General features: G+C 47.3%; 23 protein-coding genes. 8 read left to right on the forward strand and 15 right to left on the reverse strand.

All coding sequences use genetic code 11. The features are described 5' to 3' along the window. Window positions 1-150: 150 nt before the first annotated feature. Window positions 151-1,809 (reverse strand): hypothetical protein, encoded by a 1,659-nt coding sequence (locus AC4IE7_RS01710; protein ID WP_490775070.1) that lies wholly within the window; start codon window positions 1,807-1,809, stop codon window positions 151-153. A gap of 441 nt (window positions 1,810-2,250) precedes the next feature. Between AC4IE7_RS01710 and AC4IE7_RS01715 the strand changes: the two genes are divergently transcribed. Both AC4IE7_RS01715 and mtgA read left to right on the forward strand, forming a co-directional pair. Continuing rightward, window positions 2,251-2,511 carry a hypothetical protein gene (locus AC4IE7_RS01715; RefSeq protein ID WP_490775071.1) on the forward strand — a complete coding sequence of 87 codons (261 nt, stop codon included), beginning with the start codon at window positions 2,251-2,253 and terminating at the stop codon, window positions 2,509-2,511. Window positions 2,512-2,701: 190 nt separating this feature from the next. Then, the gene (gene mtgA / locus AC4IE7_RS01720; RefSeq protein WP_490775072.1) at window positions 2,702-3,430 is read left to right on the forward strand and encodes a monofunctional biosynthetic peptidoglycan transglycosylase; all 729 of its coding nucleotides are present in this window, start codon (window positions 2,702-2,704) and stop codon (window positions 3,428-3,430) included. Window positions 3,431-3,436: 6 nt separating this feature from the next. Here mtgA and AC4IE7_RS01725 read toward each other — a convergent pair whose 3' ends face one another. Further along, the gene (locus tag AC4IE7_RS01725) at window positions 3,437-3,859 is read right to left on the reverse strand and encodes a DUF3617 domain-containing protein (protein WP_490775073.1); all 423 of its coding nucleotides are present in this window, start codon (window positions 3,857-3,859) and stop codon (window positions 3,437-3,439) included. 348 nt (window positions 3,860-4,207) lie between these two features. On the opposite strand from AC4IE7_RS01725, the gene AC4IE7_RS01730 reads away from it, so the two are divergent. Then, on the forward strand, window positions 4,208-5,014 hold the full coding sequence (locus AC4IE7_RS01730) for a motility protein A (protein WP_490775074.1): 807 nt from the start codon (window positions 4,208-4,210) through the stop codon (window positions 5,012-5,014). Between the two features lie 11 nt (window positions 5,015-5,025). Continuing rightward, complete coding sequence (locus AC4IE7_RS01735; protein WP_490775075.1) at window positions 5,026-5,742, forward strand: OmpA/MotB family protein; 717 nt, start codon at window positions 5,026-5,028, stop codon at window positions 5,740-5,742. 75 nt (window positions 5,743-5,817) lie between these two features. On the opposite strand, the gene AC4IE7_RS01740 is transcribed toward AC4IE7_RS01735, so the two are convergent. Beyond that, entirely contained in the window at window positions 5,818-7,593 is a 1,776-nt protein-coding gene (locus tag AC4IE7_RS01740) for a DEAD/DEAH box helicase (RefSeq protein ID WP_490775076.1), read from the reverse strand. Window positions 7,594-7,748: 155 nt separating this feature from the next. Between AC4IE7_RS01740 and AC4IE7_RS01745 the strand changes: the two genes are divergently transcribed. Next, window positions 7,749-8,204, forward strand: a complete 456-nt coding sequence (locus AC4IE7_RS01745; RefSeq protein ID WP_490775077.1) for a YaiI/YqxD family protein — start codon at window positions 7,749-7,751, stop codon at window positions 8,202-8,204. On the opposite strand, the gene AC4IE7_RS01750 is transcribed toward AC4IE7_RS01745, so the two are convergent. Genes AC4IE7_RS01750 through AC4IE7_RS01760 form a run of 3 tightly spaced genes read right to left on the reverse strand, consistent with a single transcriptional unit; the run spans window position 8,194 to window position 10,173 of the window. Then, window positions 8,194-8,493 carry a hypothetical protein gene (locus AC4IE7_RS01750; protein WP_490775078.1) on the reverse strand — a complete coding sequence of 100 codons (300 nt, stop codon included), beginning with the start codon at window positions 8,491-8,493 and terminating at the stop codon, window positions 8,194-8,196. The two genes, AC4IE7_RS01745 and AC4IE7_RS01750, sit on opposite strands and share 11 nt — an antisense overlap. Window positions 8,494-8,496: 3 nt before the next feature. Further along, on the reverse strand, window positions 8,497-9,162 hold the full coding sequence (locus tag AC4IE7_RS01755; RefSeq protein WP_490775079.1) for an SCO family protein: 666 nt from the start codon (window positions 9,160-9,162) through the stop codon (window positions 8,497-8,499). 3 nt (window positions 9,163-9,165) lie between these two features. Next, window positions 9,166-10,173 (reverse strand): COX15/CtaA family protein, encoded by a 1,008-nt coding sequence (locus tag AC4IE7_RS01760; RefSeq protein WP_490775080.1) that lies wholly within the window; start codon window positions 10,171-10,173, stop codon window positions 9,166-9,168. Between the two features lie 228 nt (window positions 10,174-10,401). Between AC4IE7_RS01760 and AC4IE7_RS01765 the strand changes: the two genes are divergently transcribed. Next, entirely contained in the window at window positions 10,402-11,805 is a 1,404-nt protein-coding gene (locus AC4IE7_RS01765) for a cbb3-type cytochrome c oxidase subunit I (RefSeq protein ID WP_490775081.1), read from the forward strand. Window positions 11,806-11,822: 17 nt separating this feature from the next. On the opposite strand, the gene AC4IE7_RS01770 is transcribed toward AC4IE7_RS01765, so the two are convergent. Continuing rightward, on the reverse strand, window positions 11,823-12,233 hold the full coding sequence (locus AC4IE7_RS01770) for a hypothetical protein (RefSeq protein ID WP_490775082.1): 411 nt from the start codon (window positions 12,231-12,233) through the stop codon (window positions 11,823-11,825). A gap of 245 nt (window positions 12,234-12,478) precedes the next feature. Here AC4IE7_RS01770 and AC4IE7_RS01775 point away from each other — a divergent pair, with 245 nt between their 5' ends. Together AC4IE7_RS01775 and AC4IE7_RS01780 are read left to right on the forward strand one after the other, a co-directional pair. Continuing rightward, window positions 12,479-12,670, forward strand: a complete 192-nt coding sequence (locus AC4IE7_RS01775) for a type II toxin-antitoxin system RelE/ParE family toxin (protein ID WP_490775105.1) — start codon at window positions 12,479-12,481, stop codon at window positions 12,668-12,670. Beyond that, window positions 12,670-12,972: a HigA family addiction module antitoxin gene (locus AC4IE7_RS01780; RefSeq protein WP_490775083.1), complete on the forward strand. Its 303-nt coding sequence runs from the start codon at window positions 12,670-12,672 to the stop codon at window positions 12,970-12,972. The genes AC4IE7_RS01775 and AC4IE7_RS01780 overlap by 1 nt, the downstream gene beginning before the upstream one ends. 359 nt (window positions 12,973-13,331) lie before the next feature. Here AC4IE7_RS01780 and AC4IE7_RS01785 read toward each other — a convergent pair whose 3' ends face one another. The 8 genes from AC4IE7_RS01785 to AC4IE7_RS01820 form a co-directional block, all read right to left on the reverse strand. Beyond that, entirely contained in the window at window positions 13,332-15,536 is a 2,205-nt protein-coding gene (locus AC4IE7_RS01785) for a hypothetical protein (RefSeq protein ID WP_490775084.1), read from the reverse strand. Between the two features lie 301 nt (window positions 15,537-15,837). Beyond that, window positions 15,838-16,767 (reverse strand): prenyltransferase, encoded by a 930-nt coding sequence (locus AC4IE7_RS01790; protein WP_490775085.1) that lies wholly within the window; start codon window positions 16,765-16,767, stop codon window positions 15,838-15,840. A 103-nt stretch (window positions 16,768-16,870) separates the two neighbouring features. Beyond that, window positions 16,871-17,560 carry a TonB family protein gene (locus AC4IE7_RS01795; RefSeq protein ID WP_490775086.1) on the reverse strand — a complete coding sequence of 230 codons (690 nt, stop codon included), beginning with the start codon at window positions 17,558-17,560 and terminating at the stop codon, window positions 16,871-16,873. Beyond that, a complete protein-coding gene (locus AC4IE7_RS01800; protein ID WP_490775087.1) occupies window positions 17,557-17,958 on the reverse strand; it encodes an ExbD/TolR family protein in 402 nt (133 codons plus the stop codon). Before AC4IE7_RS01800 ends, AC4IE7_RS01795 begins: the two co-directional genes overlap by 4 nt. After that, entirely contained in the window at window positions 17,948-18,607 is a 660-nt protein-coding gene (locus tag AC4IE7_RS01805) for a MotA/TolQ/ExbB proton channel family protein (protein WP_490775088.1), read from the reverse strand. Before AC4IE7_RS01805 ends, AC4IE7_RS01800 begins: the two co-directional genes overlap by 11 nt. Continuing rightward, window positions 18,604-19,314 carry a sulfite exporter TauE/SafE family protein gene (locus tag AC4IE7_RS01810; RefSeq protein ID WP_490775089.1) on the reverse strand — a complete coding sequence of 237 codons (711 nt, stop codon included), beginning with the start codon at window positions 19,312-19,314 and terminating at the stop codon, window positions 18,604-18,606. Before AC4IE7_RS01810 ends, AC4IE7_RS01805 begins: the two co-directional genes overlap by 4 nt. Beyond that, window positions 19,311-20,363: a 4Fe-4S binding protein gene (locus tag AC4IE7_RS01815; RefSeq protein WP_490775090.1), complete on the reverse strand. Its 1,053-nt coding sequence runs from the start codon at window positions 20,361-20,363 to the stop codon at window positions 19,311-19,313. The genes AC4IE7_RS01810 and AC4IE7_RS01815 overlap by 4 nt, the downstream gene beginning before the upstream one ends. Then, entirely contained in the window at window positions 20,360-21,154 is a 795-nt protein-coding gene (locus tag AC4IE7_RS01820) for a hypothetical protein (protein WP_490775091.1), read from the reverse strand. The genes AC4IE7_RS01815 and AC4IE7_RS01820 overlap by 4 nt, the downstream gene beginning before the upstream one ends. Window positions 21,155-21,166: the final 12 nt, after the last annotated feature.

Here is a 21,166-nt window from a genome sequence, read left to right on the forward strand (position 1 = left end):
CGGCCCACTAGGGCCTGTTGACACTAATCCCTTAATTGGTCGTAACGCTGCTGTCTCTATCAAAGGCATCGTGTCAGATGCCTAAGAGAAAAAGTCTAGCACTATTCGATGATTATGTGTCATTGAATAGGATAACATCAATCTTACTCATCAGTGGTCTGACTGTTCACCAAATATGGGAAAGCCCTTATTCTTTATCTGTCTCTTCATCGTCTGATCCAGAAATATCACCGGCACGTCAAGTACAACCTGCTTGCAATGTCTGGCCATAACTCTGATCGCTTCCTGTTGGGAGTATCTTGGGCGGGTAGAAAATTCGCCTCGAGTGTCTGTAACAAACCATTTATTCATCTCTCGGCTGATATGCAAACGGGGCTCTTTGGTCGATATTTGGCAGGTTTCAATAACTCCCCCCCAAGGCCTGCATAAACGCTCAAGGTAGCGGGGTATCTCATCATCGTAGAGGCGCATGATGGGCTTCATCTGCTTTGAGTAATGAGACTCCTGAATATCACTACTAGTCCATGCAATACCATCAACTTCGCTTGTGGCAGCCTCTTGCAGTAGTAGCTTCAGTGATAGACCAATCCACTCTTTTCTAAATGGAGCAGGTGGAATAGAACCGGGCCAGCGGTTTTGATATCCATGCATTGCACCTGACTGATGCCAGTCGCTTTGAATCTCCTCGATGAACAGGAGTTTTCTGCCCTGGGTATCGGTACGTTTTTTAGTTCGAAAATGTAGTAGCACATTACGTGCATTGTAGTGACTGGTGAAGTGTGAAATAGGGTAGTCGGGTAGGGTCACCAGCCACTCACGATAATCCTCTCCGCCGCAGAGCGTCTTGTGTTCATATCGCTGACAGGGTGAGTACTCAACGGGTACTCCGACATGCTGAAGGGCGTGTCGACTTGCGGCCTCAAAGGCTTCCAGTTTTGATTGGAAACGCGGTCTATTTGATACGCTATTGTTGACAGGATTTCCAATAGTATCGAGTACAAACCATTGATCCTTGATGCTCTCGTTTCGGTTAAGCTTGAGCTTTTTTATGAAACCAACTTTATAGTAGTGCATAAGCTCTACATAACGAATGACACAAATTTCATCTGCCTGTGCAATCTTTTGTTCAGAATGAAATGAATTATGAATGCGAGATTGAGGGACTTCGAAAAAGTCGAGTTTGTTACTCTTCTCAGTAGCTAATTCATTGGTTAGAGAGAGACGAATTGCTGAGAAATTGATTGCCGCCAGTAGTTCCCGCCTGGTAGCCGAAGTTCTTTGCTGTTCTTCACATTTAGATAAATAGGCAAGTAACCCAGACCATTTGATCTCCTCTTCACGAATGCCCTGCTTTTTCATATTCAGAAGCGTGTTACGCCATTGCGCAATTGAAGCTCGCCCCATGGGTAGGGCTTCTAGTCTTCTTTTGAGTAAACTGTAGAGGTTGTCAGGATGGTTGAAATGTTGCTCGATCAGAGGTAACTCTTCACTGAAAATACGATGTCTGGTCTGTTCAATGAGTTGCACCTGATTATCTTGAGATAGCCACTCCTTGAAGGTATGTCTGTCGTCAACAGACCAGGATCTTATATTGGATAACTCAGAAAGGGTGTGGCCGGTAAATCGAATTCTAGGATGATAGTGGTAGGGTAGATCCTCAGTCTCTACAGGGTTTGCCACAATATCAACCAGGTCATAAAGCTCATGATGTGCAGTGGAATTATCTATATATCGGTTGAGACGCAAGGCATGATAACGAGCCCTGATATTTGAAATACCAACAATTTGTCCGCTCGGTAGAGGAATCATTTTCTTTTTACCGCTGTTAACAAAAACCCAATATTTTCTTTATAGCAGTGTCACGGAAACTCTTTAACGGAAGGGGTGTAGGGAAATAGAATATTGTTCTTATTATCAATGAGATATTGAAAATCTCTGTAGAGGATATTATGTAGTTCCAGATTCTAATGGCACAATTTCCTCTCTATATTCTGGGTTATTTGTATGAATCACTAAATTGGCATCCTGCGAAGGCGTGTTTCAACAAGGGCAGTCGTATTGTGCGGATTAAAGGCGTGGCAAGCGTGGAATTGCACTAAAGCGAAATTTATAATGCAAAGTGGAATATTTAGGGAAGTGAGGAGCCGGTCTGTGGCTTGTTCATAGGTTTCCGCTGCAAGTAAGTAGTAGAATCAATTGTCTAAAAGTAACCTCTGTGACAGTTTTCAGAGTGCTTCACGGAATTGGATAATGAGATTAGAAAAAGATACCTCACTACTGGATCGCTTAGCATTAGGTTTTTTGAACGCTATACTTGGTTTTCTTACTGGCTTAATCCTCTGGTTGGGTATTAACGGATTGTTTTCTCAAGGTGATTATTGGCTACCTTTTGAATCTGTAATCTGGTTTACGCTGATCATGGCCTTGCTGGGTATGTTTGTGCACGATGCGCTTTTATCAACTTTTTATGCAAGAGTCTGGCATTTTCTGTTTACCTTGTTCAAAAACTAGTGATCAATTCACAGGGAGAATAGAATGACTGAGCACTACCAGGGTAGCTGCCATTGCGGTGCGGTTCGTTTCACCTATCAGGGCGAGAAAATCGAGCGGGGATTGCGCTGCAACTGCTCTATTTGATGGAAAGCACCTGCTTTGAAAAGCCTGACTCGCTGAATATTTATCTAAAAGCCAGAAAACGACATTGGTAGCCAGAAAAAAACAAAAACGTGGTGTTTTCAATACTGCCCTCTATTTGATGTTTCAACTCCTGTTTGGATTGGTGCTATTAATGGTGTGCGTAATTCTCTTATTACGCTTTTTTGATCCGCCTATCTGGTCGTGGAAATTACAAAGAGATTTAAACCCTCCCTCAGCATACCCAGCGCAAATTCACCATCGATGGTTGAACCTGAGTCAAATTGCTCCCACTGTTCAACTTGCGGTTATAGCTTCAGAAGATCAGCGCTTTCCATATCATCATGGGCTCGATATGGAAGCGATTGTCGATGCTTTGGAGGAGGCCGACAGGGGTAAGCGTCTGCGTGGTGCCAGCACGCTCACACAGCAGACAGTTAAAAATCTGTTTCTTTGGCCACAAAGAGATTGGATTAGGAAAGCCCTGGAGGTCGCTCTTGCTCTAATGTTGGAACTGTTATGGGACAAGCAGAGAATTCTAGAGGTCTATCTGAATATTGTGGAGTTTGGGCCTGGGGTGTTTGGTATTGGAGCGGCCAGTGAATATTGGTTTCAGACCACCGCAGATCGGCTGACTGCACAACAAGCAGCAAGACTGGCAGCAGTATTGCCTAATCCATGGCGCTACCAGGCTAACCCACCAACCCCATATGTTGCCGAGCGTTCCCACTGGGTTGAGAGTCAAATGAAGCAGTTGGGATACGCTTGGTTGACTCCAATAACGATAGAGGAGTGATAGCGGTTATTCCTGTTTCTTGCAAGGCCCAACTCTTTTTCCGGTGGTCTTTGATCTCATTTGCATGCCTTGGGAGTTGATATTGATGGTGCCCTCAGCCTGGTCACCAGAATAGGTGATTTGCCCTTGGCTGTTGGTATTCATTCCATCTTGAGAGCAGGTGATATTCCAGGAGACTGTGTCCCCCTCAGTCTTCAGATCAATGGTTTCACATTTTTGTCCCAGCTCACTGTCCTTGGGAACAAAATCTGCTTGAGAGATGCAAGTTGTATAGGTGGCGGGTGGCAGTTGCATCGGCATACCAGGCATATCCATGACAGCAGTCCATTGCCATAGACCTGGATTCATATTGACATCTGATGCTGAACAGAGCGTCGTTAAGCTACTGCTTAATATCGATGAGATAATTACGACTGTTTTTATCTTCATTAGGTTATCCCAAAAAAGTTATGTTCATAGATTCCATTTCTGATTCTGACACCCAGGTGATAGCCCTGGAAATAGATCGAAAGCAGCCACTCTATCCATGAAGTGTTTGGAGGATACTAACCTCAGTAAGGGTCAAAGTGAATTAACAGTTGATTCAGTCGCGTTGTGATTCACATCGGATAGTTGGATTCGATCACACTAATCTCTCTATGCTGGTGGCCTGAGGTGGCTCTGGATTGCTCATCAGTAGAGGGCTTGGCCTATATTTTGCAATGTTTAGGTCATGAATATCTGCCTATAAGTGGCAGATGTTTTCAGATGACCTAAACAATTACCGGGAGAGCTGCATTGGCTGCTTATATCTGGATCGTACTGCTTTCAATTTCTGTTGTTTTATCGGTGACTATTCAGCTGATGGCTCCTGGTTCAGGGATTATTGCCATTATATCCGGGCTGATTCTCGTAGTTGGAGGGACGTTGCTGACTACTGTCATGAGTCACTCGCTCAAGGCTGTTATCGCCATGTGGCAACTGGTCAGCGATTTTAAAAAGCCCAGTGTCGACCAGAATGATGAGGAAGATGAGGCCTTCAGGAGCTTTTTACGGGCGGCAAACTTTTTCCGCCGCGGAGAAATTCGGCCGGCTGAAGCGGTAACTCAAGAGATTTCAGCACCTTTGTTGCGTAGAGGAACTCAGCTGGTTCTGGATGGATTTCCAAGGGATCAAGTCAGTTTGGCTTTGCAGAGACAGATTGCAGAAGATCGGGATCATCTGCGCCGTCCAGCGGATATATTGCGTGCAATGAGTGGTTATGCCCCGGCATTCGGAATGCTTGGTACTTTGCTTGGATTGGTGCAGATGTTGTTCGGTCTCGGTTCAGGTGATCTGTCATCAATAGGTGCAGCGATGGGCTTTGCCATGTTGACCACCGTTTATGGTCTGGTGCTGGCGAATCTGGTGTTCAAACCGATGGCAAGTAAGTTTGAGCAACGTGGCCGGCAACTGATCAGTCGTCGTGTGGCACATCTCCAGGCCGTGATGATGCTGTGTGACAAACAACACTCTGAGCTGATCAGGGAGATGATGGATGAGGCCAGTGCCAATCAGGATATCGAGCAGGCAGCGGTTCAGTTGAAACTGGTTGCTTCGCAATAGGGAGGTGTCTCATGGTCTCCCAAAACAGTGATGGTCCTTTGAACAGTATTTCCTGGTACACCTGGGAGGATGATAATAATGATCCAAGCTGGTTATTGACCTATGTCGATGTGCTGAGTGTGATTCTGGCCATGCTGGTTGTTCTGCTTGGTCAAATGGCGGTAAGACAACTGCAACCCATTGAGGAAGAGAATCGAATTGCTGCACCATCTTCGCAAGTCATACCACAAGTAGTACCTCCGCAAACTCAGGTTATACCACCTGAGGATCTGACAGAGAGCATGGCCGACAACTCAGCGGTTTCAAGACTTACCGCTGCAGTAGAGAGTCGATTCGATGATGAAGTGAAGGTGGTACAGAGAGAGTTGGGTGTCTCTTTGGAAATTGCAGACGTTATTCTGTTCCATTCCGGAAAAGCGGAACTGCTCCCTGAGGCACAGCCTGTACTGGGCAAACTCGCCATGATATTGCAGGAGATTGGTGAAGCAGATATCGCCGTTGAGGGACACACGGATGATCGGCCAATCCTGGGCGGGCCATTTCAATCCAATTGGGAGTTGGCCGCTGCCAGAGCCAATGCAGTAACCCGGTTTTTACTGGAGCAGGGGTTCTCTCCAAAGCATCTGCGTTCTGTGAGCTATGCAGATTCTCAACCCGTCGCTGACAATGCAAATGCTGATGGTCGAGCAGAAAATCGACGGGTTAACCTACGTGTCGACTTTTTATAGCTCCTAGGGTCTGTTAACACTAATCCAGTGAATAAGTCTGGAGCTACCAACTTTGGTTGCTAGCTCCAGCTGACTTTACTCTTTCGCTTTAGGTTTGCCTGCTCTGGCAGTATGCTTTTTAGGCTTCCTTTTTTTAGGTTTATCTTTGGTCGCCTTTACATTCCTTTTTTCAGTTTGCTCAAGTCGGGAGATGTTGAGACGCTGGCCACAGACCCATGCCTTCTTAAGATCAGAGAAAATTTCTTCAGGCATGCCGGTAGGCAGATCAACCAGACTGAAACTATCTTGTATGTCGATATGGCCGATATGCTCAGCGTCCAGACCCGCTTCGTTTGCGATTGCACCAACGATATTTCCCGGTTTTACATCGTGGTCATGCCCCACCTCTATGCGAAACCGCTCCAGACCTTTGGGCGCACGGGGCTCTCGCGGGGATCTGGGATTCGCTTGCCTGCTTCTCTCCCGGGGCTTATCTGATCGTGACTGTTCTTCTCTTCTCTCGCGGCTGACAGGACGCTCCTTTTCAGGCTTCAGTAACAGGGGTTGGTTACCGAGTGACATCTTTGCAAGTGCTGCAGCAATATCCAGTGCAGGAACGTCGTGTTCCTGTTGAAACTGCTCCAAAATTCCCTGCATGAAGTCGAGTTCCTCCGCGGCCAGGGTGTCACTGATACGCTGTTTGAAGTCGGCAATGCGTTTATTGTTGACAGTCTCAGTACTGGGTAAGGTCAACTGGTCGATCTTCTGCCGGGTCGCCTTTTCTATCGCGCCAAGCATGCGTCTCTCTCTCGGGGCCACGAAAAGAATGGCATCACCGGTGCGACCTGCACGTCCTGTTCTGCCTATGCGATGTACATAGGATTCTGTGTCATATGGAATGTCGAAGTTGATGACATGACTGATACGTTCAACATCCAATCCCCGTGCTGCAACATCCGTGGCTACCAGAATGTCCAATGCACCACGTTTTAAACGCTCTACCATCTGCTCTCGCTGCTTTTGAACCATATCACCATTCAATGCGGCTGCACTGTAACCGCGGGCTTCCAGTCGTTGAGCCAGCTCTGCAGTGGCGGTCTTGGTTCGAACGAAGATGATTATGGCATCAAACGGCTCAACTTCGAGTATTCGGGTCAGTGCATCCAGTTTATGCAGTCCCTTGACCAGCCAATAGCGCTGTTTGATGGTATCAGCAGTAGCAGTACGGCTCTTAATTGCGATCTCTTTGGGGTTATTCAAATGCTGTCGGGCGATATGACGCACTTCTTTCGGCATGGTGGCCGAGAAGAGGGCGATTTGTCGTTCGGGAGGTGTTTGACCCAGTATCCACTCCACATCATCGATGAAGCCCATGCGTAACATCTCATCTGCTTCATCGAGTACCAGTGTCTGAATAGAGTCGAGCTTGAGCGTTCCCTTACGCATATGGTCCATGACCCGGCCAGGTGTGCCAACCACGACATGTACGCCTCGTTTCAGCTGACGGATCTGTCCAGAGTAGTCTTGTCCGCCATAAATAGGCAAAACGTGAAAACCTTTCATTTCAGAGGCGTAGCGCTGGAACGCCTCTGCAACCTGGATGGCAAGCTCCCTTGTGGGAGTAAGTACCATAACTTGTACACCTCGCTGTTTGAGGTCCAGACGCGCCAAAAGGGGGAGCGCGAAGGCAGCGGTTTTGCCTGTGCCTGTGGGTGCATGGCCCAGCAGATCATCTCCCTGCAGCAGATACGGAATGGTTTGAGCTTGAATCGGGGAGGGGGTTTCATAACCCACCTTATCCAGTGCAGTCAACAGCTGGTTGGGTAAATCAAAGTCTTTGAAGCTGCTTGCAGCGGGAAGGTCTTGTGGCATTAAAGGTTCCTGGTGGGAGGGAGCGAAACGGCCATAGGCATGTCCGGACGGTGCAGTATAATGGTCTCTCTATTGATTACAATAGCCGATAATGATAGCGAGCGGCCCACTAGGTGGGTTAATTTAGGGTGATCTGGTGCAATTTTGGAGTAAATATGACACTAAACAGAATATGGGTTGATGCGGATGCCTGTCCGAAGCCCATCAAGGAGATTCTGTTTCGCGCTGCGGATAGAGCTGGTGTATCCCTTGTTTTGGTCGCCAATCAGGCACTACCAGTGCCACCATCAGAGATGATCCGATCGGTACAGGTTTCTGCAGGGTTCGATGTGGCGGATGACTACATCGTGCAACAGGCAGATGCAGGTGACCTGGTGATAACCGCAGATATTCCACTGGCTGCAGAAGTGATTGAAAAAGATTGTCTGGTGCTGACTCCTCGCGGCGAACGCTATACGGTCGAGAATATTCGTCAGCGTCTAACAATGCGTGATTTTCTCGATACCATGCGCGGGAATGGTGTGGATACCGGGGGGCCGCCAGCGTTCAGTCACGCAGATAGACAAGCCTTCGCTAATCAATTGGATCGGTTGCTGGCAGCTAAATCTTGAATAGATCCTCAGCAGCCTGGCGCAAAGTGTCGTCAGACCTGTCTGTATCATCTGACAGCGGGGTAGGCGTGGGCTCGAACAGCTCACAGAAGTTTGGCTTCTCTTTCTCCAGAACTCTTTCTACTGCCGGTTCTTCGCATTGATTGGGCCTGCTGGGGGCATACCAGCGGCAGTTACGGCAGACTCGAGTCGGTTTTCCGCAACTGCTACAGTTGGTCTCCCGGCCAAAATCGGCACTCTGTAACGCCTGATCACAGTGCCAGCATTTTCCCATGATCAGATCGTTCATTGCTTACTCACCTCTGTTCGCATGATCACTGATGGCGAGGAAGTCAGTTGCCATCATCTCGGCATCATGAGGGGGTGTGAAATAGGCGTGAAGTCTTCCCTGGGGACCTACCAGAATAATCGAAGCAGAGTGATCCATAACATAGCCCATTGCACTATCTTCGGTCTCCACCCGCTCGTAAAGTATGCCGAGGGGTTTGGTTAACTTTTGTAGTGAGGGTTCCGGTCCGGTGGCGCCAAGAAACTCAGGGTTGAAGTAAGTTACATACTCCGATAGTCGCTCCAGGCTATCCCTTTCAGGGTCAACGGAAACAAATGTAATTTGGTGAGGGGCCGGGGCTTCATTGCTTTTTATCAGATCATTCATCTCACTGAAGAGTGACATGGTGGTTGGGCAGATATCTGGACAATAGGTGTAGCCAAAGCTCATAAATGTCCAGTGCCCCAACAGACTCTGATTATCGAATTTTTTGCCGTTATGATCTGTCAGGGAAAAAGGGTTCAGCGATTTCAATTCAGGAAGTAAAGTTGCCTGCTTGGTCTCTACCATGAGAGGCGAACTGATTGGTTCCGCTCTGTTTAGATATACCCACGCCATAACGCCACCGACCAGAGCGATTACAGCGATCAGGGCGGTAAACCCTAGACGGGGTGGTGATTGTTCAGGCATGTTCTATTCCCGTTGTCTTGATATCCAGATCAGAGTCACCAAAATCAATAACAGAATCGCGGCACCACCATTGTGGGCAACAGCAACGGATAGGGGGAGGTGTCCTAACACATTTGTGATCCCGAGAGCGATCTGTATGGTGAGGATTAATGTAAGCAGATATCCAACGCTTTGCAATCCACGTTCAGCCTTATTTCTTGATAACCAAAGCGCTAAAGTACCCAGGATAATTAAGGTTAATAGGGCGCCAAGACGATGAGTGACATGAATTGCCGTTCTTGCTTCGGATTCGAGAACGCCAAATTCATAGTTGATCCCCAGGCCCCGCCAGATGACAAAAGCCTCTTTAAAATCCATCTCAGGCCACCATTGATTAGCGTAGCAGGTTGGAAAGTCTATACAGCCCAAGGCGGCGTAATTGCTGCTCGTCCAACCACCCAGCATGATTTGAATCACCAGGATAACGAGTGAGAAGTGTATCCAGCGTCGGAGCGGGATTGATGTTGAAACAGTGTGCAGATAATCCACTGGCCTTAACCTGAGCGTCAATAACCATAACAGGGCCAAGGTAGCAAATCCGCCAAGCAGGTGGGCGGTAACTATGGCTGGCTTTACCATCATTGTGACAGTCCACATGCCGAGCAATGCCTGGAACACCACCAGTAATAACAGTATGCCCGGCAGTATTATTGGCTGTCTTGCCATCTGCCGGTTCGACCAGGCGAGCAGGGCGAGAAGTAGGATAAAGAGTCCTAAGCTGCCTGCCATGTAGCGGTGAATCATCTCTTTCCAGGCTTTTTCCTGATCTAAAGGTCTTATGGTTGAGTCCACTTCTGAGGCGTCACTGGGTACCACCATCTGTCCATAGCAACCTGGCCAGTCAGGACAGCCGAGTCCGGCGTCTGAGAGTCTGACAAAAGCTCCGAGCAGCACAACACAAAAAGCCAGCAGGCAAGTCAAAAAGGCGAGACGGTATTGAATTCTAAACAGGGAAGAGGGATCTTTAGGCATAGTTCTCTCAAGGCAATGGGTGATGCTGCCACTTCCGTCCCGAATTGTCTGAAAAACTGATGGATACCGGGTTAATAACAGCAGCGGTCAGCTCATTCCGCCAGTAGCTCGATGCATTAGGAATCAGCCTAATATGAGTTTCAATCAAGAGTCAAACAGTATCTGTTACTATTCAGGATGATGGCTTTCGGCGTAGCGAGCGTCCGGAACCGTATCTGATACTGTTCAATGTCAACAATGTTCGACGGGGGTAATACTGTTTTGATTCATGCTGAGAGTGAGTCCATTGTTATCAATGTCAGCGATGAGCGGCAACGCATACTGGCATTGCGATGGCTGCAGTTGGGGGTACTTGCCTTAGCTTTGGCTGGGCTTTTTGCACTGTTACTTGTTGCTTCCCGAGCGCCAGGCAGTGAACGCTTTTTTCCCTGGATCGATTTTTTTCGAACAGCACTGGTGGTGCATGTGGATCAGTCTGTGCTGATCTGGTTCTTGGCGATGAGCGGGGTTGCATGGTGTTTGACCTCAGTTGCTGAAACCTGGCGACTGGTTCTACAACGTATTGCCTTCTATACGGCCTTGGGAGGCGCTCTGGGTATTGCGCTGTCTGCATTTACTGGTGACGGTGCGCCATTGATGAATAACTACGTGCCAGTCTTACAACGTCCAGAATTCTTTATTGCGCTGGGCCTGTTTGGTTTTGGTATTGCTTTACAGGCTTTTACCCGTCTGACTGCAGTAGGATCGATTGCTATTCAGAGGGCAAATATACACCTTCCAAGCCTGGTGACCTGGACCCTCTCTCTTACCATCATAATATCGATCATAGCGCTACTATTGGCCTGGCTACAGATGCCTGCCGAAGTGGATGGTCAGGCTTACTATGAGTATCTCTTTTGGGGGGCAGGGCATACACTCCAGTTTGCCTATACCCAATTGGTCATTCTTGCCTGGTTGTTGCTGGCTGTTAACAGTGGTGCAACATTGCCTGGTAATGCCCGCTGGTATGCCGCTATTCTGATATTAGGGGTTGTTCCAGTATTGTCTACACCACTCATCTATCTGTTGTATGAGAGTGTCAGTCTCGCAGCAAAGGATGCATTCACAGCACAAATGAAATATGGCGGTGGCTTGGCTGTGATTCCTGCAGGTATTCTAGTTATCCTGGGACTGTTGCGCAGCAGAGAGGTTGCTACTGTATCAAAACCTTTGCGAGCCTCGCTTTGGATGTCACTCCTGCTATTTTTCTCTGGTGGTGCTATAGCGCTATTCATATCTGGGGTGAATACCATTATCCCAGCCCACTACCATGGTTCGATTGTGGGAGTGACAATCGGATTGATGGGAATGGCCTATCTTGTTCTAACCAAGCTCGGATATCCCGCACCTCAAGGTCGACTGGTGGAGATACAGCCCTGGATATACGGAATAGGGCAGTTGCTCCATATTCTTGGATTGGCAGCCTCTGGCGCCATGGGGATCCAGCGTAAGACAGCTGGTGCTGCTCAGGGGCTGGATAGCCTGTGGGCAAAGGTTGCGATGGGCGTAATGGGGATTGGTGGCCTGTTGGCTGTCATTGGCGGTATTATATTTGTATGGGTAATGATTCGAGCCTTTATGCGAGCCAAGTAAAGCACCCAACTGAATAGCTATCTATTTCTCATCTCCACTTTAACTATCGGGAACTTACTCTCTCCAAAATTTATGGTCATCGTTTTATGTTCTTTTCCATAGAACGTATATTCGGCATATTTCGGGTATCTTTTTTCACCATTGGCGAAAAGAGCGACTATATGTTCTCTGTCGAGGAGCCTTTGAGAAGAAGATCGATTTTGAATAGTTAAAACAGCCCAACGCTCACCGAGTTGGTTGCTCATGAGCAGGCTATTGGAAATCAGAAAATCTCCAAATTTTGGTTGTAAATCATCTGCATCAGTAAACTCAATATCCATTGATCCAGGTATCGGTTCATCAATGGTGAGCACCTCATTTTCAGGAATCTCATCCGCATGGGCTGTTAATGTAATAGAGAGTAAAAGTAATAGAGTAACGATAGTCATGTGTATCTCCATATAGGTTTGACAGATAATCTAATATAGAGATGAGACAAAAATAATAAACCAAACTCTCATATAATATTGAGCTATATGAAGTTGATCACATATCTCTATCGACTTTGAGAGTGAAGTGGTTTTAGAGTTTGTTGGAATTAAACAGTAAATGACTATAAGCGGATACCATCTCTTATCAGAAATTCTTTTCGACGGGCAGCACAGCAGGTATTCGACCTGCTCATGCAACCAAGATCAGGGATAGGTTGATGTTTCTGCACACCGCCACTTGTATCGAAGACATGGATATCCCTGGATTCCGTCTTCACCCCCTTACCGGGAGGCTTGAGGGTCATTGGGCAATAGACGTTAACCGGAACTGGCGCATTGTTTTCAGGTTCGAAGATGGTGACGCTTATGTAGTGAATTACGAGGATTACCACTGATGACAATTCGACCACACAATCCACCACATCCGGGTGAGCTGATTCTGCGAACCTACATTGAACCGTTCGAAGGTGTCTCTATCGCCAGCGTGGCCAGGGAGCTTGGCGTGGACAAGAGCACCTTTAATCGTTTGGTGAACTGCAAGGCAGACATTTCTCCTGAAATGGCAGTGCGCCTATCTGCTGTCCTGGGGCGTACTGCTGAAAGCTGGCTTGCCTTGCAGGATCACTATGATTTATGGGAAGCCCGTAAGACAGTAAATACGGAAGAATTGCACCGATTGGAATACGAAGTAGCCTAACTGAACCAAATTAAGGGAGTCGGCACATTAGTACAGGAAGCGACCACTATGAACAGAGTCAGCTTTCCTACCTAGAAGAGAAACAAGATGTCTGCTTGGAAGTTCTAGGTTTCTCATACCATATATATCAATCTTTCGCTATTAGCCGGTTTGGGGCATTGATAAAACTAACTCCAGATGTCTACTTTCATTAATCATCTATCTCTACGCTCGAGCATCGGTAATGTCCGCAAAGACCGCTCACTGGTAGTGAACTCATCAGCACACAAATGTTATTTTCTGTGGGATATATCTATACCCCCCTCCTATCAAAGGAGAGGGGGTGTACGCCTGGTTTCAGGCAGCAGTCAGATCTATCCTTACGCGGCTTGTTTAAGAATGTTAGTGATCACAACCTGCTCATCCATGCGCTCTTTGATTGCTTCAATGACCTCATCTGCGGCGCCGTTTTTAATCAGTTCTCCCAGTTGTTGCGCATCTTCAGCATAAGTCTGGATATCTGTTAGTAGTTTACGACTCTCATCATCAATTGGTGAGTTCAAAAGGTCACCTGCAGTCATGATGCTTTCAGCATAGCGTCCATCTTTAATTGCAGTTACAGCGTTATTCAATTGATCGACTTTTTGACTGGCCTCAATAAGTCGCTGTTTAGATTCAGGGGTGCTGCTATGATTTTCAGCTGTTTGCAGTAGCAACTGAGCTGCATCAGCATAGTCATGGGATTTTATAAGCTGATTTGCTTGATGTACATTTTGCAATGCTTGTGTGACCTGATTTATCTTCTTCCTCTCATCGCTACTGAGATTCAGGTTGTCACCATACTGCTCTGTTAACATTGATACAGCACCGCTGTAGTCTCCGTTGTTTACTGCGTGATCAATATTGCGTAAGACATCTGCGTTTTGACCAATTGTTTGCAGAATCTTATCACCACTTTCAGCTGTGAAATCCTGCAGCAGGGATGATCCTACACCGACAGCACCCAGGTAGTCGCCACTCTTAACGGCGTTGTAGGTCTGATTGACTCTCCCCACCTGCTCAATTGTGGAAGTTATATTTGCGTTGCCGTCAAAGTAGTTTGCGGCAAGATTCGCAGCAGCTAGAAAATCACCCTCAGCAATGGCTTTGTAAGTCATCGAGGCATTTCCTACATGCTTGGCAATATTTGCTGCTTTATCAATAAATCCAGCAGAGGCGCCAAATGCTTTACCAATATCGGATAGACCATTGGCAGCGCCAGCTACACCACCGAGCACCATACCCCAGCTTTTATGTTTTACGCCTTGATATACATTGTATGCTGACATGGCAAGATTGATACCTTTAGCGACCATCGAAACAACGGGGATGGGTACAAATTGCGCAATAGTTACCAAGCCTTGGAAAATTTTACTCTGGGCAATTTTCTGAAAGGTGTTTTTGATCCCTCGACCAATACTCTTGATTCCCTTCTTTACTGCCCGGCCGATACTCTTGAAGCCTTTCTTGATGCCACGACCAATGCCTTTGATACCCTTCTTGATACCACGGCCAATGCCTTTGATACCCTTCTTGATACCGCGGCCAATGCCTTTGATGCCCTTCTTGATGCCACGGCCAATACTTTTGAAACCCTTCTTGATACTACTAAAGAGTCCATATTCCACTTCGATCTTCTGGCCATCAATTTCAATTACACCACTATCATTTTCCTGCTTTAGCTCGTTCAAAGTTTCAGTGGAGATTGATTCGCCATGAATCTGTCTGGAGAAGATATCTCCCTCGTCACCCTGGGCATCTTTGACATTAACTCTTGTGTCAATCGCATGCCCAACCTCTTCGGTAAGTATCTTTTCAGCTTGGGCTGCATCTGTTTGTAGAAGTTCTCTACTCAGGTAGACGGTATCGTTACTTTCACTATATGCGCCAAACGCTTTTCCATCTGTTTGGGTGCCGGATAGATCCTGAAGTTGATTTTCGTTAACGAGTTTTATGTCAGGCATCCAGCTAAAGTCACCTTTTAATGTCTGCTGGCGAATTGTCTCGGCCTTATCTTGGTTGTATTGATCTCCAAAAGTCTTTTTCATGATGTCATGAAATAGAGTGCTCTCTTCGGCACTATTTTGGAAACGTTGTTGGAATTGCTGTGTGACTTGTGCCAGTGAGTCCTGTTCGCTGGGTTGAGAGGACGATCCAGATTGTGACTGATTAGCCTGACTGTTCTGTTCTGTTGAAGATCTATCTCTGGACTCAGTGCCAGGTTGGTTACTTGCTTGAGCGTATTTGCTGTAGTCAATTATTTTATATTGATTTAGTGTTAATCCAGAGGGGGGTTGCTGAACGTTGGTGTTACTGGCTGAGGCATTGAAAGGTTCGCTATTTCCCGCTTCCATACTGTTTGCGTTTTCCATTAACGTACGCCGCTCTTGAGGGTTTGAAAGATCCCATAGCAGGGGATTGACTTTCTTAGGTGCACCCATGTCCATGATCTGCTCATCACTGATAGCCGAAGAACTGCTATTCGCATTAGCACTGTTTTTCGAGTGAATAGAACTCTGATGGAATCTTGCACTGAAGTTAATCATGGTTACTCCTCACTCGAATTGAATTTCCTTTTAGTATCATTACAGGAAGTTTTGAATAATATAAGCTGGGGATTACCCTAGTGGGCTGCTCGGTAAATTCGGTAACCCTCAGCCGCACCAAAAACGCCTGCCGTCGCTATTTCAAGCATGGGGCTCTGAGCGTTACAAAATGAGCACATGGACTACTCGCCAAGCAGAGCTTCGCGGTATTCGGTCACACTTTTTTTGTTTTGTGGATGATCGAGAAAATCTTCAGGAGAAGCGTAAGATGGTTAGTAATTCTATGTAACTGGGTTTATCGCTACGCAATATCAATTAATATGCCGAGAAATACCAGAACAGGGGTGATGAGCGTCAGTAAAACATTTTTTCCCAGACTGGGTATCAGAAGATCTGTGGCACCTTCATGATCCCTGATCGCACTATAGATTTGATAAGCGAGCAGGGCTGTAATAAGACTGATCAGCGATGCTGATGGTATTAATCCGAGTAGAACACCGACAATGATTGAAACATAGGCAGCTGCGCAAAAGCTCAAAAACAGCAGAGCTCTCTTTTTAGATTTCAAGGCTATTGCATAGTTATCACGACCAACACTTTTGTCTGGCTCTATATCTGGTATCTGATTGAGCAGTAGTAGATTATTGACAAAGAAAAAAGGTACTAACGAGAGCAAAAGTGCTGTGCTACTGAATTGTCCAGTCAACGAAAAATGTGTTCCTACTACCATCAGTGGTCCAAAACAGAAACCTGACGCGATCAATACCAGAAAACGACTTCGGTTGATCCAGCTGGTATAGGTGATGATGATCAATATACCCAGCAGTCCGATGGGAATCAGCCCCCAGCCAATTACCTGGATCAGATAGAGGCCACAACCCAGGGTTATCAGTAGTGATACCACCCCGACTCTTAAGGCATAGGGGGCCAGGTTGGGTTGAAGCACTAATGTGCCACTGCCACCGCTGAAGGGTGTTCGTTCAGTTTTTGCGTCCAAACCAGAATGAAAATCTGTATATTCATTGAGGGCATTGACACTGATATGGGCCATCAGAGCACCCAAAATCACTATTGCAAGCAGATGCCATGAAACCGGGTGTCCAGACAATAGAACGCTTCCTACTCCCAAGGAGACACATACCGGAGTGAGTATCAGAAAGTTCGGTCGTGTAACGCCAATGACTGGAAAAGGTATCATCAGGAATTCTGCCAGATTGTTGTGGTTATTCACTACAGACTACTGCAAAAGCGACCTACAATAAAACACCAATGGCCTAAATATTCCAGTAGAGAAAATGGTGTCATTCCTGACTCGCTAAATCAATTACGCTTAATCATTGATCCAGTGTGTATGCCATGGCATAGGTTATAGGTAGAGGACAACTGAGTTCAGCTGGGATCTCCGGGAAGGGATGTGCGGCTTTGATCGCTTTGTTGGCAGCTTTGCGCAACAGACTGTGGGAACCGTTGATATCCAGGTCGGAGATTTGACCATCGCAGGTGAGCATGAAATGAACCTGGACTCTCCCCTCTATGTTTTTACGTCTGGCAAGGGCGGGGTAGCGCTTCTTTTTTTCGATGCTCGCTAGTAGCTCAGCCATATACTGCTCAAGTATATTCGCCTTTGGTTCTGCTTTGGGTGGAGAGGGTTGACTTACAACTACATGCTCAGGTTCCTCAACAACCTGAGGAGTTGTTTCAGCAGGGACAGTTTTTTTCTCCACTGGTTTGGTTTTAGTCGGGATTTTCTTCTCTACAATTTGCTTGGGCTTGGGCTTGGGCTTGGGCTTGGGCTTTGGTTTGGTGGGAGTTTCACTCTCCTTTTTAACAATTGGCGCTTGCTGCTGAACAACTTTGGGCCTGGTCTGGTTTAAGTTTAATTGAACAAATAGTGGGTCAGCTTTCGGCTGATCCAATTTTGCTTGATTGATCCTGGCGTCAGACCAGGAGGTAAAAATAACAAGATGCAGTATGAGGGAGATAGATATCGCCAGAATATGACGTCCCGAGAAATAGTGAATCATGGCTTCTCAGTTACTATATCCAGGGATTCTGCACCAGCACTGCGTGCCGCATCAATGATCTTGATGCCAGTGCCGAAATGAGCGGTCTGATCGCCTTTTAGTCGTACGAAGCGCTTGCTGGAAGCGTGTAACGCCCCGCGAAGCGCCTCTTCAAGTCGATCGACTCTTGTAGGTCGCCCATTTACCAGGATATCTCCACTAGGCAAAAGAGAGACCTCTACAGTGTCATCTTCACTGCTTGGAGTACTGCTGACTGCTTCAGGAAGCTGAATATCAATCGCTTCATCTTCAATAAAATGGGCAGTGAGCATAAAAAAGACCAGCAGTAGAAATATGATATCAATCAGAGGAGTAAGATTCAGCACATGGTTGGAACGTCTCCTGTACTCATACTCCATCTGTAATATTCTCCCAATGGTGGGTCTGATCACTATCCTCTCTTGCTGCGGGCTGTGAGCGGCGTTCAAGCAGCAGTGATATGCAGCGATTCATCGACAGTGCTCTTCTTTCAACACTGCCTTCAAGAAAGTGGAGCATTAACAGCAACGGAATGGCTACAGCAAGACCTACACCGGTCGTAATCATCGCTTCCCAGATACCACCTGCCAAGGCTTGGGCGTCCACCTTGCCTCCCGCGTTCTCTATCACCATAAAGGCTTTGATCATGCCGGTGATGGTTCCAAGCAGTCCGAGCAGGGGAGCTGTATTACCAAGAATGGAGAGTGTACGCAGGCCGAACTCCATACGTTGAATCTCTTCATTACGTACTCGACTTCCAACCCCCTGCAGATCTTTCACCCCCTCAGCATGGGCTTCAACCATGGCGCGGATGACCCTGGCTTCCGGCCCCTTCAGTTCACTGACTTGCTGCTGGCAATCTTTTTGGTCAAGCAACTGACTCAGTTCTGGTAACCAGGTTTTGGGTAATTTACGTAAGCGTGCAAAGAGTAGATGGCGTTCTAGCACGATGGCCAGACCGATTGAAGAGTAGGCGGCGAGTATCCAGATGACCGGTCCTCCCCGAGTGATCAGTTCAGCAAAATTCATGGTGTAATCCATCCCATAGCAGTTGCGCATCCTATCAAGATGAGTAGTCCGACACTGGTGTTTTCCAGAGCGGTACGATGACGGTTAAGGTGTATTCTGATCTGTTGGCCAAAATGGGCGAGGCCAGTGGCAAAGACCAGGGTCGGTAGTAAAACTGCGCCCATAGCAAAGCCTGCACCGAGGGAGGCTCCAGTGAGGATACTGGCACTGGTTGCAGCGGCGAGAATAAGTGTTGTGAGGGGTGCGCAGGGGTTAAGGGCCATGCCAAGCCCCATCATATAGAGACTTCCAGGGAGACTTTTTGTCGCCAGAGAGTTGGATGAGCCTGGTGATGTTGGCTCGAGCTTAACAGTTGTAGTGGTCTGGCAACTCGAACTACAGCTTTTATTGTGGCGCCGCCAGATGATTGAGAGTGCCACCAATACGGTTGCACTTCCCAGTAGCCAGCGTACCCAAGGGCCGGCAACCAGGTCCTCTACCCAGAGCCCTGCCCATCCCGCTGCCCCCGCCAGTAAGGTATAGCCGGAGGCACGACCCAGAGAAAAGGGGAGTAGTGTACGCCAGGCTCCCCAGGAGTTCTGCTCACTGCTGGTAAATACAGGCCCTAAATAGGGCAGGCAGGCAATGGTGCAGGGGCCGGAGCCAAAACTGAGCCCGAGTAGCAGGGCAGACCCAAAGCTGAGGCTGACAGGTTCTATCGGGATCATGAAGATTTAGCCTCTCCTTTTGGGCGATCCTTTTTAAACCAATTGATGAGATTCTGTTTTTCCCAGGTAGTCTGTGATTTTTTACGCTTCTTAAAGTATTGGGGATCGGCGCTGAAGATAGGGATAAATGCATATTTAAGTTGCAGTACATTTTTATCCGGACAAAACTCCACACAGCGTCCACAGAGTGTGCAATCCTCGAAAGTTACATTTCGATTTTCCATGTCAGTGTGGATTTCGTGAATATCCATCGGGCAGGCCTTGGCACAAAGACCACAGCGCTCACAGCGTGGCGTAGCATTTTTTATCAGCCGCAGAAGTCCTAACTTACGGAACACAGCATGCAGTGCCAGCATCGGACAGATTCGGCAAAAGGGCTGACGCAGTGTAAGTCCCAGGGCAATCATCAGACCGAACAGAAAATCTGCAACCAGAGATAGCACAATGGTGGTTGTGTTGGCTGTATCCACATAGAGCTGGCTGGTATCACCCGTGGCCAGGGTTGTGAGTATCCGGCTAGGGCAGATTTTACAGAAAGGATCGCCCAGATCATGGTTCAATAGTCCCATCCCTGTCAGTAGGGGAAAGCCAAAAACGAGGATGAGTAAAATGAACCACTTCACTGGGCGAATACGGGAAACCAGAGGTTTTGCAAGAGAGTGCTGACGCTGTAGACCTATTTTTTGGCCGATCATCTGCAACAGCTCCTGAAAAGTTCCAAGTGGGCAGATCCAGCCACAGAAAGCCTTATTGAGCAGTACAAACAGAACCAGAAAAGTGCCCAGTGTAATCACAGTTGGCATGATTCCCATCATCAGGTTGCCACCTTTGACGATCGTCTCACCAAGTCGATGATCCATCTGATGCTGGATTGGAATCAAGGTGCAGAGATCGGAACCCTGAAAGTCATAAGCACAACTCAGGGCCGGCAATGCACCACTGATTTTATCCTCCAGGTAGTAACCCGTAATGACGCCACCATAGACGAAAAAGAGAAAGGCGCTGATCTGTACCAGTTTACGCACAATTGAAAGATTGAATGCACTCATGTTTTCTCTCCACGGCTTTTTAGGCTATGTCCCAGATAGCCCCCGGCGAGAAATCCTATGCCCAACACCAGAAAGCCGAGTTGGGTCGATTGCCAGTGGTTAGGGTTAACCTGATAATCTGCAAACAGCTGAGTGGAGTAGGTAACCTTGTCTTGCTGATATTCACTGATGATAGTGAATTGAGCGTTCCGCTTATCCCGTACGCCATCCACCAGATCAGGAAAGTCATCGGGAATCGTAAATGTGACTCGTCCATTCTCATCAGTGGTCAGGGTTTGCTGCGAGCCGTTGGATGTGTTCAGGGTAAGCGGTTGTCCGCTGAGATACGCTCCGTTAAAGCGGAGCCGGAATTCCCACTCCTGCATACTGTGGTATCGGTAGTGCTCTCTAGGTAGCGGTTCAGGTATGATTTCAAACTCAGTCTTTTGCAAAGCAATCAACTTGTCAGGACTTTGATGACTGGGACGACCAAACATATACTGATAATGGATGATCGCCTCTTTATAATTCCCCCAATCCTTTTCTACAACCAGGGCATGATAGTTATCGACACCGGTTCGCGGCATTGTCACTTTGCCCATCTCTGCGGTTAAAGTCTCAGAGGAGAGATCCGGTTTAAAAAGTGTGATTGTTGCACTATCACCATTTTCAATGAGGAACGACTTGGGGTCCCGGTGGTTATGGGCGTTAGTTGGTTTTTTAGGGCTCATGGATTGAGGCTCAGTTGCTGTCACAACAAGAGGTGATAGCAGGGCGGAGCCAAGAATCATTGCTAAGATTTGACGTTTCATTGGTAAAGAGCC

The sequence above is a fragment of the Candidatus Thiodiazotropha sp. AKAK3 genome (assembly GCF_058244645.1).